Source organism: Parahaliea mediterranea, assembly GCF_003402235.1.
GTDB classification, from domain to species: Bacteria; Pseudomonadota; Gammaproteobacteria; order Pseudomonadales; family Halieaceae; genus Parahaliea; species Parahaliea mediterranea.
Genome location: NZ_QEWO01000007.1, coordinates 93,436 through 107,401, shown reverse-complemented (window position 1 = coordinate 107,401; position 13,966 = coordinate 93,436). Strand labels below are relative to the sequence as shown.

The window sequence follows — 13,966 nt, the reverse complement described above, 5'->3', positions numbered from 1 at the left end:
ACATTTTTTGGCGGGCAGGTGACCACCCGGGACCACTGGGCCGCCTGCCGCCCTGCCCCTCTAAGACAATGAGTGACGATTTTTGTCACCCTTTGCCGCAAGGGCTGCCGCGCAGGCAGGCGCTGCATAAGGGCGACTATAGCGGTGACATAGCGATGACATAGCGATGACATAGCGATGATATAGCGGCGACAATGTCACAAAATCCCTGATAAATCAGGGGATAACCCCAGTTTGAGGTGTATCCACTGGCGGCAAATTCGTATACTCGCGTGAGTGCGCTTCTTTAACTGATATGAATGGCTTTCACGAATGACGTTGTGCCAACGGCGGCAGAGCGAACCAAACATTGTGACGCAATAGTGACGCAGCTGTATGAATAACAAAGCATCCGGCCAGCTCAGTGGCCTTGCGGGGCGCCTTGCGGCGGAGGGCCTTATCACCCGCGAACAGGCGCAGGAGGCGCAGCGGCAAGCGTCGCTGGAACGCAAGCCGCTGGTAACCTACCTGGTGAACACCATGGACGTGGACAGCCAGCGCCTGGCGGAGGTGGCATCCACGGAATTCGGTGTGCCGCTGTTCGATATTCGCGCCTTCAACCCGGAGCTGCTACCCAGCGGCCTGGTGGACGTGAACCTGGTCAGCAAGCACCATGCGCTGCCCCTGTTCCGCCGCGGCAACCGCCTGTTTATTGCGGTGTCTGACCCCACCAACCTGTCCGCCATCGACGAAATCAAGTTCCACACCGGCATCAACACGGACCCGGTGCTGGTGGAAGAGCGGGTGCTCTCCAAGCTGATTGAGCAGTGGGTGGAGTCGCAGGATGACCTGGGCAAGGGCCTGGCGGACATCGACGCGGAAGACCTGGAAAACATCGACGTTGCCGATGGGCACGGAGATGACGATGACGGCGCCGACGGCATCGATGAAACCCCCATTGTGCGCTTTGTGAACAAGGTGCTGGTGGACGCCATCAAGCAGGGCGCCTCGGACATTCACTTTGAGCCCTACGAGCACAATTACCGGGTGCGCTTCCGTACCGACGGGGTGCTGCGGGAGGTGGTGCAGCCACCGCGCAACCTGTCTGCCCGGCTGGCGGCGCGCCTGAAGGTGATGTCGCAGATGGATATTTCCGAGCGCCGCATTCCCCAGGATGGGCGCATCCAGATGAAGCTGTCGCGCAACCGCGCCATCGACTTCCGGGTGAACACCCTGCCCACCCTGTTCGGGGAGAAGATCGTACTGCGTATTCTGGACCCCAGTAGCGCGCAGATGGGCATCGACGCGCTGGGCTACGAGGAAGACCAGAAGGAGCTCTACCTCAAGGCGCTGAAGAAGCCCCAGGGCATGATTCTGGTGACCGGCCCCACGGGCTCGGGTAAAACGGTGTCGCTGTATACCGGCCTCAACCTGCTGAACCAACCCGAGCGGAATATTTCCACGGCGGAAGACCCGGTGGAAATCAACATGGCGGGCATCAACCAGGTGCATGTAAACCCCAAGGTGGGCCTGAATTTCGCCGAGGCCCTGCGCTCCTTCCTGCGCCAGGACCCGGACGTGATCATGGTGGGGGAGATTCGCGACCTGGAAACGGCGGAAATCGCCATCAAGGCGGCACAAACGGGCCACTTGGTGCTGTCTACCCTGCACACCAACAGCGCGGCGGAAACCATCACCCGCCTGCTGAACATGGGTGTGCCGGCCTTCAACCTGGCCACCTCGGTGGATTTGATCATCGCCCAGCGCCTGGCCCGCCGCCTGTGCAAGGAGTGCGCGGTGCCGGCGGATGACATTCCCCACGAGGTGCTACTGAAGGAAGGCTTTACCGAAGAGATGCTGGCAACCGCCACCCTGATGCATCCGGTGGGCTGCGAACACTGCAAAGACGGCTACAAGGGCCGGGTGGGCGTGTACGAGGTGGTGCGAGTGACACCGGCCATCGCCCGCATCATAATGGCGGCAGGCAACTCCTTGGACATCCACGACCAGGCCCGCGCAGAGGGCTTCAATGACCTGCGCATGTCGGCCCTGCGCAAGGCTGCCCAGGGTTTGACCAGCCTGGAAGAGGTCAACCGGGTCACCACTGACTGACGACGCCGGCAATAACAACAAGGGGCGGCAACGGCCTTAGCGAGGGAAACGGGGAGACACTATGGCGACCAGTGCAGCGCGCAGCGACGTGTTCGTGTGGAGCGGCGTCGACAAGAACGGCCGCAATACCAAGGGCGAGATCACAGCTTCCAGCTCCTCCATGGCCAAGGCGCAACTGCGCCGCCAGGGCATCAAGACCAAGTCCGTCAAGAAAAAGCCCAAGCCCCTGTTTGGCAGTGGCAAGGGCAAGCCGATCAAGCCGGCGGATATCGCCATTTTCACCCGCCAGCTGGCCACCATGATGAAGGCCGGTGTGCCCCTGGTGCAGAGCTTTGACATTGTGGGTGAGGGGCTGGACAAGCAGACCATGCGTGACATGGTGTACAGCATCAAGAACGATGTGGCCTCCGGTAGCGGGCTGGCGCCCTCGCTGGCCAAGCACCCGCGCCATTTCGACGAGCTGTTCTGCAGCCTGGTGGCCTCGGGCGAGGCCTCCGGTACGCTGGAGATCATGCTGGACCGGGTGGCCACCTACAAGGAAAAGACCGAGGCCCTGAAGGCCAAGATCCGCAAGGCGCTGACCTACCCCACCGCCGTGGTGGTGGTGGCCATTGTGGTGACCGGCATTCTGCTGATTAAAGTGGTGCCGCAGTTTGCGGAGACCTTCCGCAGTTTTGGCTCCGACCTGCCGGCCTTCACCCTGTTTGTGTTGAACATCTCCAACTTTGTGCAGAAGTGGTGGTTCATCATTCTGCTGGGGCTGATAGGTGCGGTGTTTGCCTTCCGCGAGGCCCGCTTCCGGTCGGTGAAGTTTGCCGAGTGGCTGGATAAAACCGCGCTCAAAATGCCCATTGTCGGCAACATTGTGCACGACTCGGTAGTGGCCCGTTTTTCCCGCACCCTGTCCACCACCTTCGCCGCCGGCGTGCCGCTGGTGGATGCGCTCAACTCCACCGCCGGGGCCGCCGGCAACGCGGTGTACGCCAAGGCCATCCGCCAGATTCGCGACGATGTCACCACCGGCACTACCTTGTACAGCGCGGTAAAAACCACCGGCCTGTTCCCCAATATGCTGCTGCAGATGGTGTCCATTGGCGAAGAGTCCGGCGCCCTGGACGAAATGCTGGACAAGGTGGCCACCCACTATGAGGAGTCGGTGGACAATGCCGTGGACAGCCTCAGCTCACTGATGGAGCCATTGATCATGTCCATCCTGGGGGTGCTGGTGGGCGGCCTGATGATCGCCATGTACCTGCCCATCTTCATGCTGGGCTCCGTTATCTAAGCGCCCGGCGAGGTACCCATGCTAGACGCCCTGAGCCAGCACAGCTGGTTCCTGCCCTTTGTTTTGCTGCTGCTGGGCCTGGTGGTCGGCAGCTTTCTCAATGTTGTCATCTACCGCCTGCCGCTGATGATGCAGGCCCAGTGGCGGCGGGATTGCTGTGAGCTGCTTGAGGTTGAGAACAGCGCCCCCGCCACTCCGTTCAGCCTGGCGGTGCCCAACTCTCACTGCCCCCAGTGCAAGGCGCCCGTCAGGCCCTGGCAGAACATCCCCGTGGTCAGCTATGTGTTGCTCGGCGGGCGCTGTGCCAGCTGCAAGGCGCGCATCTCCCTGCGCTACCCGGTGGTGGAGGCGGTCACTGGTCTGGCTAGCCTGTTCCTGGCCCTGCACTTTGGCCCCACCTGGGCTCTAGTAGGTGCGGTGCTGCTCACCTGGACGCTGATCACGCTGACGCTGATCGACTTTGACCACCAGCTGCTGCCGGACGATATCACCCTGCCCCTTTTGTGGCTGGGCCTGCTGTTCAACCTGTTTGGCACCTTTGTGCCGCTGGCGGATGCGGTGATCGGGGCCATGGCAGGCTACCTCAGCCTGTGGTCGGTGTATTGGCTGTTCAAGCTGCTCACCGGCAAAGAAGGCATGGGCTACGGCGATTTCAAGCTGCTGGCGGCGCTGGGGGCCTTCCTGGGCTGGCAGGCCCTGCCCATGATTATTCTGTTATCGTCGCTGGTGGGCGCGGTGGTGGGCATTGTGCTGATGGTGGTGCGCCGCCGGGGCCGCGATGTGCCCATTCCCTTTGGCCCCTACCTGGCCGCCGCGGGCTGGCTGGCGCTGGTATGGGGCGAGCCACTCACCGCTTTTTACTGGCAGGCCACTGGACTGAACTAAAGGCTGGATTAAAGGCTGAACTGAAGGTAGAACTGAAGGCAGAACCAATGGAACTGAACGCATGGAACTGAACCGATGAGCCTGGTTGTGGGTATCACCGGCGGCATTGGCAGCGGTAAATCCGCCCTCACCCGCTACCTTGAGGGCCAGGGCATCACCGTGGTGGATGCGGACGTGGTGGCCCGCCAGGTGGTGGAGCCCGGCACACCGGCGCTGGCCGCCATCGCCGAACGCTTCGGCGCCGACATTCTGCAAGGCGACGGCAGCCTAGATCGCGCCGCGCTGCGGGCCATTGTGTTTGCCGACCCGGACCAACGGCGCTGGCTGGAGCAACTCACCCATCCGCTGATCGGCGCAGAAATCCAGCGCCAACTGGCGGCGTCCACCGCCGCCTACACGGTGCTCAGCTCACCCCTGCTGCTGGAAGGCAGCCAGGCCCTGCTGGTCGACAAGGTGGTGGTGGTGGATGTGCCGGTTGAAGTGCAGGTGCAACGCACCATGGCCCGCGACAGCAACGACGAAGCCCAGGTGCGGCGGATTATTGCCGCCCAGATGGACCGGGATGCGCGGCGCGCAAAGGCGGATTTTGTCGTGGATAACAGCGGTACACTGGAGGATCTGCAGGCCCGTGCCGCCCAACTGCACGCCGAGTTACTGGCGCTGGCCGATTAAGCCCCCGCCAGGGCGGCGGTGACGGCCTCCACAATCGGCACGTTGGCCGCCGGAAAGTCGTACTGCGGTAAATCGCCCACAGCCACCCAGGCCATTGGCTGCCCTTCCAGCCCCCTGGGCTCGCCGTGAAAGCGGCGCACCAGGTGAACATCAAGCAATACGGCCTTGTCGCCGTAGTCGTGGCGCACTTCAATCAGCGGAGCGCTCTGCGCCACGGAAATGGCCAGCTCCTCCTGCAGTTCCCGGTCCAGCGCCTGCAGCACATGCTCCCCCGCCTCCACCTTGCCGCCGGGGAATTCCCACAGGCCGCCCTGGTGGGCCCTGGCGGCCCGGCGGGTCAGCAGAATGCGCTGCTGAGCATCCAGAATTACGCCAACGGCAACATGCACTTCCGCTACAGGTGGCATGGTGGGCCCGCTGTGCGCATGCTGCGAGCGCGCTGGCCGGTGGCGGGCATCAGGTGCGGTACTCGGCATTGATCTTGACGTAGTCGTAGGAGAAGTCCGTGGTCCACACCGCGGCCTGCGCGTCGCCACGGTTCAGCTCCACGCGGATGGTGATGTCTTCCGGCGCCATGGCCGCCACGCCCTGCTCTTCGCTGTAGGCGGCGGCGCGACAGCCCCTCTCGGCGATCAGCACCTCGTTCAGGTACAGGCCCACGCGGCTCACATCCAGGTCTTTAAGGCCGGCACGGCCGATGGCGGCCAGCAGGCGGCCCCAGTTGGGGTCGGAGGCAAACAGGGCGGTTTTCACCAGCGGTGAGTGGGCAATGGTAAAGGCCACGTCCAGGCATTCCTGCTCGCTGTGGCCGCCGTTCACCTGCACGCACACAAACTTGCTGGCGCCCTCGCCGTCGCGCACCAGGGCCTGGGCCAGTATCACGCAGACTTCTTCCACCGCTGCCTTCAGGGCGCTGTAACCCGGGGCGTTCACACTGTCCAGGGGCACGTTGCCGGCGGCGCCGGTGGCCAGCAGGACGCAGGCATCGTTGGTGGAGGTATCGCCATCCACCGTTACGCGGTTAAAGGAGATGTCCACGGCCTCGGCAAGCACCTGCTGCAATACGCCGGCCTCCACGGCCATGTCGGTGGCCAGGTAGCCAAGCATGGTGGCCATGTTGGGGCGAATCATCCCCGCGCCCTTGGCAATGCCGGTGAGGGTGCAATCGATGCCATCCACCTGGAAGGTAACCGATGCCCCTTTCGGGCGGGTGTCGGTGGTCATGATGCCGGCGGCGGCCTCTGCCCAGCCATCGGCACTGAGCGCCGCGAAAGCCTCGGGAATCACCGCGGTGATTTTGGCCACCAGCAGTTGCTCACCGATCACACCGGTGGAAAAGGGCATAACACTGTGCGCCGGCACGCCGGCCTCGGCGGCAACCGCGGCGCTGCTTTCGCGGGCGCTGGCCAAGCCCTGTTCACCGGTGCCGGCGTTGGCGTTGCCGGTGTTGGTCAGCAGGTAGCGCGGCTGGCCAGCACTGGCCAGCCAGTGCTCCCGCGCCACAATCACTGGCGCGGCGCAGAAGGCGTTGCGGGTGAAGGTGGCGGCGCAGGTGGTGCCCGCGGCCGCCTCCATCAGCACCACGTCTTTGCGCCCGGGCTTTTTGATGCCGGCGGACACGGTGGCCAGGCGAATGCCGGCTACCGGGAGAAGGTCAGGGAGTTGGTCGCTGCCAGTGGCCATGCAGATGGGCTTCCTTGGGAAAAACGTGACGACTCAGTCCAGCTTGCCGTGGCACTGCTTGAACTTTTTGCCACTGCCGCAGGGGCAGGGCTCGTTGCGGCCAACCTTGGGCTGGTCGCGGGTGACGGTCTGCACAGTGCCCTCCGGCGCGGCAGCCTCGGCGGGCACCTGCTGCTGGGCGACCTCGGCCGCCATGGCCGTGGCGGCGGCGTGCTGGAAGGCGAGCTTTTCGCGCTCGGCTTCCTGGCGGCGGCGGGCCTCGATCAGCGCGGCCTCGTCCTGGCGCTGGATCTGCACGTGGCTGAGGAACTTCACCACTTCGTATTTCAGGTTGGTCAGCAGTTCCTCGAACAGGGCGAAAGACTCGCGCTTGTATTCCTGCTTGGGGTTCTTCTGGGCGTAGGCCCGCAGGTGAATGCCCTGGCGCAGATGATCCATGGTTGCCAGGTGATCCTTCCACAGGGTGTCCAGCACCTGCAGCATGATCTGCTTCTCGATCTTGCGCATGTCCGGGCCAACATCGGCGCTCTTCTTGTCGTAGGCCGCCTGCACTTCACTGACGATGCGCTCGCGCAGGGCTTCCTCGAAGAGCTTTTCGTCGGACTCTAGCCAGCTCTGGATGGGCAGGCGGATCGCAAATTCCGCCTCCAGCTGCTTCTCCAGCCCCGGGATGTCCCACTGCTCTTCCACGCTCATGGGCGGGATGTAGCTGTTGATGGCGTCGTTCACCACATCCTCGCGAATGGCGGTGATGGTGTCGGCAATGTCGTCCTCGCCCAGCAGGTCGTTGCGCTGCTGGTAGATGATCTGGCGCTGGTCGTTGGCCACATCGTCGTACTCCAGCAATTGCTTGCGGATGTCGAAGTTGCGGCCCTCCACCTTGCGCTGGGCCTTTTCGATGGCGTTGGTGACCATGCGGTGCTCGATGGCCTCGCCTTTCTCCATGCCCAGGGCCTGCATGAAGTTCTTCACCCGCTCGGAGGCGAAGATGCGCATCAGGTTGTCTTCCAGCGACAGGTAGAACCGCGACACACCCGGGTCGCCCTGGCGCCCGGCGCGGCCGCGCAGCTGGTTGTCGATGCGGCGGGATTCGTGGCGTTCGGTGCCAAGGATGTGCAGGCCACCGGCCTCCAGCACCTGCTTGTGGCGCGCCTCCCAGGCGGCTTTCAGCTCGGCTTTTTTCTCCTCGCTGATGCCCTCGCCGTAGCTGACGATTTCAGCGTCCAGGTTGCCGCCGAGCACAATGTCGGTACCCCGGCCGGCCATGTTGGTGGCAATGGTCACCACGCCGGGGCGGCCAGCCTGGGCGATGATTTCCGCCTCCTGGGCGTGGTACTTGGCGTTCAGTACCTTGTGTTCGATCTTCGCCTGGCGAAAGCGCGCCGACAGCTCTTCGGAGGTCTCCACCGACGCGGTGCCCACCAGCACCGGCGCGTGGTTGGCCATGCAGTCCTGCACATCGGCCACAATGGCGTCGAACTTTTCTTCGCGGGTCAGGTAGACCAGGTCGTTCATGTCCTGGCGCTGGGCCGGCTTGTTGGTGGGAATCACCAGCACTTCCAGGCCGTAAATCTGGCGGAACTCGAAGGCTTCGGTATCGGCGGTCCCGGTCATGCCGGCCAGCTTCTCGTACAGGCGGAAGTAGTTCTGAAAGGTGGTGGAAGCCAGGGTCTGGCTTTCGCTCTGGATATTCACGCCCTCCTTGGCCTCGATGGCCTGGTGCAGGCCCTCGGACAGGCGGCGGCCGGGCATGGTGCGGCCGGTGTGCTCGTCGATCAGCACCACCTGGCCGTCCTGCACGATGTACTCCACATCGCGATGGAACAGCACCCGCGCCCGCAGGGCGGAATGCACGTGATGCAGCAGGTTGAGGTTGGTGGCGGCGTAGAGGCTGTCGCCCTCTTCCAGCAGTTTTTCGCGGGTCAGCAGCTCCTCGATGAACTCGTGGCCGGCCTCGTTCAGCTCCACCTGGCGCTGTTTTTCGTCGACGGTGTAGTGACCTTCTTCGCCTTCGCTGTCGCTATCAGAGGCGGGCTTGAGCTGCGGCACCAGTTTGTTGATGCGCTTGTACAGTTCGGAGCTGTCTTCCGAGGCCCCGGAAATAATCAGCGGGGTGCGCGCCTCGTCGATGAGGATGGAGTCCACTTCATCGACAATGGCAAAGGCCAGCTCGCCCTGCATTTTGTCCTGCAGGGTGAAGGCCATGTTGTCGCGCAGGTAGTCAAAGCCGAACTCGTTGTTGGTGCCGTAGATGATGTCCGCGCCGTAGGCCTGGCGCTTCTGCTCTGGCCCCTGGCCAGACATGATCACGCCCACCGACACACCCAGAAAGTGGTACAGCGGCCCCATCCAGCCGGCGTCACGGCTGGCCAGGTAGTCGTTCACGGTAATCAGGTGCACGCTCTTGCCGGAGATGGCGTTCAGGTAGGCCGGCAGGGTGGCCACCAGGGTTTTACCCTCACCGGTGCGCATCTCGGCGATCTTGCCCTCATGCAGGGCCATCCCGCCAATCAGCTGTACGTCGAAGTGGCGCATGCCCATCACCCGCACGCTGGCCTCGCGCGCCACCGCAAAGGCCTCCGGCAGCAGGCGGTCAAGGGACTCGCCATCGGCGTGGCGGTTGCGGAATTCGGCCGTCTTGGCCTGCAACTGCTCGTCGGATAGGGCCTGCATGGCCTCTTCCAGGCCGTTGATCTGCTTGACCACCTTGCGCATGCGCTTGAGTTCGCGGTCGTTGCGGGTGCCGAAGACTTTTTTCAGAGCTGAACTAATCATTTTTTTGCCATTGGGGAACGGGACACGGCCACCCCCTCTGCGGGAGTGGTACTGCGACTGACGGGTTGCAGGCTAGCGCCGGCGGGTGCGACGAACGTAGCTGGAGGGGTCGACCGAACGGCCGTGTTTGTAGACTTCAAAATGCACGTGGGCGCCGGTTGAGCGCCCACTGGACCCCAGCAGTGCAATGGGCTCGCCCTTGCGCACCACATCGCCGGGCTCAACCAGGTTCTTCTGGTTGTGGCCGTAGCGGGACACCAGCCCGTCACCGTGGGTGATTTCCACCATGTTGCCGTAGCCGCTGCGCTCACCGGACCAGGTGACCACGCCGCCAGCCACCGCCAGCACATCGGACCCGGCCTTGCCCGCGAAATCGATACCGTGGTGGAAGGCCGGGCGACCATTGAAGGGGTCGTTGCGGCGGCCGTAACCGGAGGACACCCAGCCCTTCTCCACCGGGCGGCCAGACAGCCAGGCCTGGTCTTCCAGTTTGCGGTTGCTGAGCAGGGATTCAAGAATGGCGAGTTGCTGCTCGCGATCGGACAGGCGGCGGGAGAAGTCGGCAATCTCGCCAGACAGGCCCATGCTGGAGTAATCCACACTGAATTCGCCGCCAATCGGGCCGCCCACGGCCGGGGGCTGGCTGAAGTCGAATTCGCCCTGGTCCAGCTCCGCCATTGCGGTGAGGTGCTCACCCAGGGCGTCGATGCGGGTCATGCGGGCCTGCAGTTCCGCCAGGCTGTGGGTCAGGGCCTGCAGCTTCAGCTCGGCCTCGCCCTTCAGGGCGTCCAGATCTTCGGATTGCTGGGCCAGCTCGTCGGCCATGGCGTCCACGCTCTGGCCGCGCAGGGAGCTGGCCTCGCTCTGCATGCCGGCCAGGTAGCCAACCGCAACCATGCCCAGCGGCAACCCAAGGCAGCACAGGGACAGGAGGGCACGGGACCAACGACCTAACTCAAACGAGCGCGAGCCGCCATGCTTGCGATTGATGACAATGACTTTCATTGGCACTTTTGCAGAAAATTGGCAGCGAACTATGCCACAGGCGTTGGCTTTATGCTACGCCCGATTGCAATCTGCCTCAGGCGGCGGGAACCGGGTTGGTACTGTAGGAAATCGGGGCGGTTGCCTCGTCCTCGAAGGTCACCATTTCCCAGGCATCGGGCTGGGCCATCAGCGAGCGCAGGGAGGCGTTGTTGAGGGCGTGGCCACTCTTGTGGGCCTTGAATTCGCCGATCAGGCTGTAACCGAGCAGGTAGACATCGCCGATGGCGTCGAGAATCTTGTGCTTGACGAACTCGTCGTCGTAGCGCAGGCCGTCCTGGTTGAGGATGCGGTACTCGTCCACCACGATGGCGTTGTCGACGGAGCCGCCGCGGGCCAGGCCCTTGGAGCGCAGGTATTCAATTTCGTGCATGAAACCGAAGGTGCGGGCGCGAGCCACCTCCTTTACAAAGGAGGTGGTGGAGAAGTCGATCTCGGCGTGGGCAGCGCGATCGTGGAACACCGGATGGTCGAAATCGATGGAAAACGAGACTTTGAAGCCATCAAAGGGGAGAAAGCTGGCTGTCTTGTCCCCGTCTTCCACCGTGACCGGGCGCTTGATACGAATGAATTTCTTGGCCGCGTTCTGCTCCTCGATGCCAGCGGACTGGATCAGGAACACAAAGGGGCCCGCGCTGCCATCCATGATGGGCACTTCCGGCGCACTGACATCCACGAAGGCGTTGTCAATGCCCAGGCCCGCCATGGCGGACAGCAGGTGTTCAACCGTGGACACACGTTCGCCACCGGCCATCAGGCTGGTTGAGAGTGTGGTATCGCCAACGTTCTCAGCCCGGGCAGGGATTTCCACCACGGGGTCGAGATCCACCCGGCGAAATACAATACCGGTATTCACAGGTGCGGGGTTCAGGGTCAGGTAAACCTTTTCCCCGGTGTGCAGGCCTACACCTGTGGCCTTGATTGCATTTCGCAGAGTTCGCTGTCGAATCATAATGCTCCCAACCGTATCCTGTGCCTCACAACAAAATCGCAAGGCGTCGCCGGAACGGGTCCGGGTTGTTGACCTTGCTAGTCTGCCTGGCGACGCAAGAACGCGGGAATATCAAAATACTCCTCGCCGCCGGCTTCAGCTGCGACAGCTGCTGCCTGTCCACCCGCGGCTGCGCGCGCACGTCGCATATGGGGGGGACGATCGAACTCCTTATAATTGGGTGCGGCTTCAGGCTCCGCGGCTTGCTGCGGGGCCGTGTTTTCCACCACCTGCAGAGGCGCCTTGGCAACTCCGCCGCCCAGGCCCGTGGCCACCACGGTAACCTTGAGCTCATCCGTCATCTCGGGATCGATAACGGTACCTACCACAACTGTCGCTTCATCAGATGCAAATTCCTCGATCGTGTCGCCAACTTCGGAGAATTCCCCAAGGGACAGATCAAGGCCGGCGGTGATATTCACCAGAATGCCGCGTGCACCTTTGATGTCGATGTCGTCAAGAAGGGGGCTGTTGATGGCGCGTTCTGCGGCTTCGCGGGCGCGATTTTCGCCCTTGGCACTGCCGGTGCCCATCATTGCCATGCCCATCTCGGACATCACCGTTCGAACATCCGCGAAGTCCACGTTAATCATACCTGGGCGAATGATCAGGTCGGCTATACCCTGAACTGCGCCCAACAATACATCATTGGCCTCCTTAAAGGCATCCAATAAACTGGTATTTTTTCCCAACACCTCAAGCAACTTTTCGTTGGGAATGGTGATCAAAGAATCGACGTGTTGCTGCAGTTCGCGCACGCCTTCACTGGCAATCGACAGGCGCTTTTTGCCCTCGAAGGGGAAGGGGCGAGTCACTACCGCCACGGTCAGAATTCCCATCTCTCGCGCCACTTCCGCCACTACCGGCGCACCGCCGGTGCCGGTGCCGCCACCCATGCCAGCGGTAATAAATACCATATCGGCACCGCGCAGGGATTCGGCAATGCGTTCGCGATCTTCCAGCGCCGCGGCACGGCCGATATCCGGGTTGGCGCCGGCGCCAAGGCCCTTGGTGATCTCACCGCCGAGTTGCAGAATCGTCTTCGAGTGAACGTCGTTCAGCGCCTGGGCATCCGTGTTGGCGCAGATGAAATCCACCCCTTCCACGTTGTTCTCGATCATGTGTTTGACAGCGTTGCCGCCACCACCACCGACGCCGATGACCTTGATCACTGCGTTGTCGGGTACATTGTCTATCAGTTCAAACATGGTCTTTCTCCCCTTTCTTGGATAGCCGCGTCGCCGCGGCGGTTTACTACATCCGGGTGTTGCCACCCAAATTCATGAATCCTCAGAAGTTGCTCTGCACCCAGGACTTCACCCTGGCGAACAGACCCGGTTCGTCGCTGCCGCTGTCGGTGCGGGCGCCGCCACCGGCGTGTTCCGGTTGCTGCAGGCCGTACTGCAGCAGGCCAACCCCGGTGGAATAAATCGGGTTGCGCACAATGTCGTTCAGGCCCTTCACTGCCTGCGGATAACCCACCCGTACCGGCATGTGGAAGATTTCCTCGGCCAGTTCCACCACGCCCTCCATCTTGGAGGTGCCGCCGGTGAGCACGATGCCGGCCGGGATCAGATCCTCGTAGCCGGAGCGGCGAATCTCCGCCTGCACCAGGGTGAACAGCTCGTCGTAGCGCGGCTCCACCACCTCGGCCAGGGCCTGGCGCGACAGGTCCCGCGGGGGGCGCTCGCCCACGCTTGGCACCTTGATGGTTTCGTCCGGCCCGGCCAGTTGGGTCAGGGCGCAGGCGTACTTGATCTTGATTTCCTCGGCGTGCTGGGTCGGCGTGCGCAGGGCCATGGCGATGTCGTTGGTCACCTGGTCGCCGGCAATGGGGATCACCCCGGTGTGGCGAATGGAGCCCTCGGTAAAGATGGCGATGTCGGTGGTGCCGCCGCCGATATCCACCAGGCAAACGCCCAGTTCGCGCTCGTCCTCGGTGAGCACGGCGTAGCTGCTGGCCAGCTGCTCAAGGATGATCTCTTCCACATCCAGGCCGCAGCGGCGGATGCATTTCTCGATGTTCTGGGCAGCGTTGACCGCGCAGGTCACCAGGTGCACCTTGGCTTCCAGGCGCACGCCGCTCATGCCCAGCGGCTCCTTGATACCCTCCTGGTTATCGATGACATATTCCTGGGGCAGGATGTGCAGGATTTTCTGGTCGGCGGGAATGGCCACCGCCTGGGCGGCGTCGATCACCCGCTCCAGATCCAGCGGGTACACCTCGCGGTCGCGGATGGCCACGATGCCGTGGGAATTCAGGCTACGGATGTGGCTGCCGGCAATGCCCACGTACACCGAGTGAATCTGGCAGCCGGCCATCAGCTCCGCCTCTTCCACCGCGCGCTGGATGGACTGCACGGTGGATTCGATGTTGACCACCACGCCCTTTTTCATGCCCTTGGAGGGATGGGAGCCGATGCCGACGATCTCGATATCCCCGTCCATGCCGATTTCACCGACGATGGCGACCACCTTTGAGGTGCCGATATCGAGTCCGACGATCATTCTCTTGTCCTGTGCGCTGCCCATGGCAGTGT

The 13,966-nt window shown here is 62.9% G+C and carries 11 protein-coding genes; 4 read left to right on the top strand and 7 right to left on the bottom strand.

Annotated elements, in window-relative coordinates; translation table 11 throughout:
- The first annotated feature begins 375 nt into the window (after positions 1 to 375).
- The 4 genes from pilB (at position 376) to coaE (ending at position 4,933) form a co-directional block, all read left to right on the top strand.
- Complete coding sequence (gene pilB, locus DDZ17_RS19230) at positions 376 to 2,091, top strand: type IV-A pilus assembly ATPase PilB (RefSeq protein ID WP_116368610.1); 1,716 nt, start codon at positions 376 to 378, stop codon at positions 2,089 to 2,091.
- A 61-nt stretch (positions 2,092 to 2,152) separates the two neighbouring features.
- On the top strand, positions 2,153 to 3,376 hold the full coding sequence (locus DDZ17_RS19225) for a type II secretion system F family protein (protein ID WP_116368609.1): 1,224 nt from the start codon (positions 2,153 to 2,155) through the stop codon (positions 3,374 to 3,376).
- A gap of 18 nt (positions 3,377 to 3,394) precedes the next feature.
- Positions 3,395 to 4,261: a prepilin peptidase gene (locus DDZ17_RS19220; RefSeq protein WP_116368608.1), complete on the top strand. Its 867-nt coding sequence runs from the start codon at positions 3,395 to 3,397 to the stop codon at positions 4,259 to 4,261.
- A gap of 75 nt (positions 4,262 to 4,336) precedes the next feature.
- Positions 4,337 to 4,933: a dephospho-CoA kinase gene (gene coaE / locus DDZ17_RS19215; protein WP_116368607.1), complete on the top strand. Its 597-nt coding sequence runs from the start codon at positions 4,337 to 4,339 to the stop codon at positions 4,931 to 4,933.
- Here coaE and mutT read toward each other — a convergent pair.
- The 7 genes from mutT to ftsA form a co-directional block, all read right to left on the bottom strand.
- Complete coding sequence (gene mutT, locus DDZ17_RS19210; RefSeq protein ID WP_116368606.1) at positions 4,930 to 5,340, bottom strand: 8-oxo-dGTP diphosphatase MutT; 411 nt, start codon at positions 5,338 to 5,340, stop codon at positions 4,930 to 4,932. The two genes, coaE and mutT, sit on opposite strands and share 4 nt — an antisense overlap.
- A gap of 49 nt (positions 5,341 to 5,389) precedes the next feature.
- Complete coding sequence (gene argJ / locus DDZ17_RS19205; protein ID WP_116368605.1) at positions 5,390 to 6,616, bottom strand: bifunctional glutamate N-acetyltransferase/amino-acid acetyltransferase ArgJ; 1,227 nt, start codon at positions 6,614 to 6,616, stop codon at positions 5,390 to 5,392.
- A 33-nt stretch (positions 6,617 to 6,649) separates the two neighbouring features.
- Entirely contained in the window at positions 6,650 to 9,391 is a 2,742-nt protein-coding gene (gene secA, locus DDZ17_RS19200; protein WP_116368604.1) for a preprotein translocase subunit SecA, read from the bottom strand.
- Between the two features lie 72 nt (positions 9,392 to 9,463).
- Complete coding sequence (locus DDZ17_RS19195; RefSeq protein WP_116368603.1) at positions 9,464 to 10,396, bottom strand: M23 family metallopeptidase; 933 nt, start codon at positions 10,394 to 10,396, stop codon at positions 9,464 to 9,466.
- Positions 10,397 to 10,472: 76 nt separating this feature from the next.
- On the bottom strand, positions 10,473 to 11,387 hold the full coding sequence (gene lpxC, locus DDZ17_RS19190; RefSeq protein WP_116368602.1) for a UDP-3-O-acyl-N-acetylglucosamine deacetylase: 915 nt from the start codon (positions 11,385 to 11,387) through the stop codon (positions 10,473 to 10,475).
- Between the two features lie 77 nt (positions 11,388 to 11,464).
- Positions 11,465 to 12,634, bottom strand: coding sequence for a cell division protein FtsZ (ftsZ, locus tag DDZ17_RS19185; RefSeq protein ID WP_116368601.1), 1,170 nt, complete (start codon positions 12,632 to 12,634; stop codon positions 11,465 to 11,467).
- 82 nt (positions 12,635 to 12,716) lie between these two features.
- Positions 12,717 to 13,958: a cell division protein FtsA gene (gene ftsA / locus DDZ17_RS19180; RefSeq protein ID WP_116368600.1), complete on the bottom strand. Its 1,242-nt coding sequence runs from the start codon at positions 13,956 to 13,958 to the stop codon at positions 12,717 to 12,719.
- Positions 13,959 to 13,966: the final 8 nt, after the last annotated feature.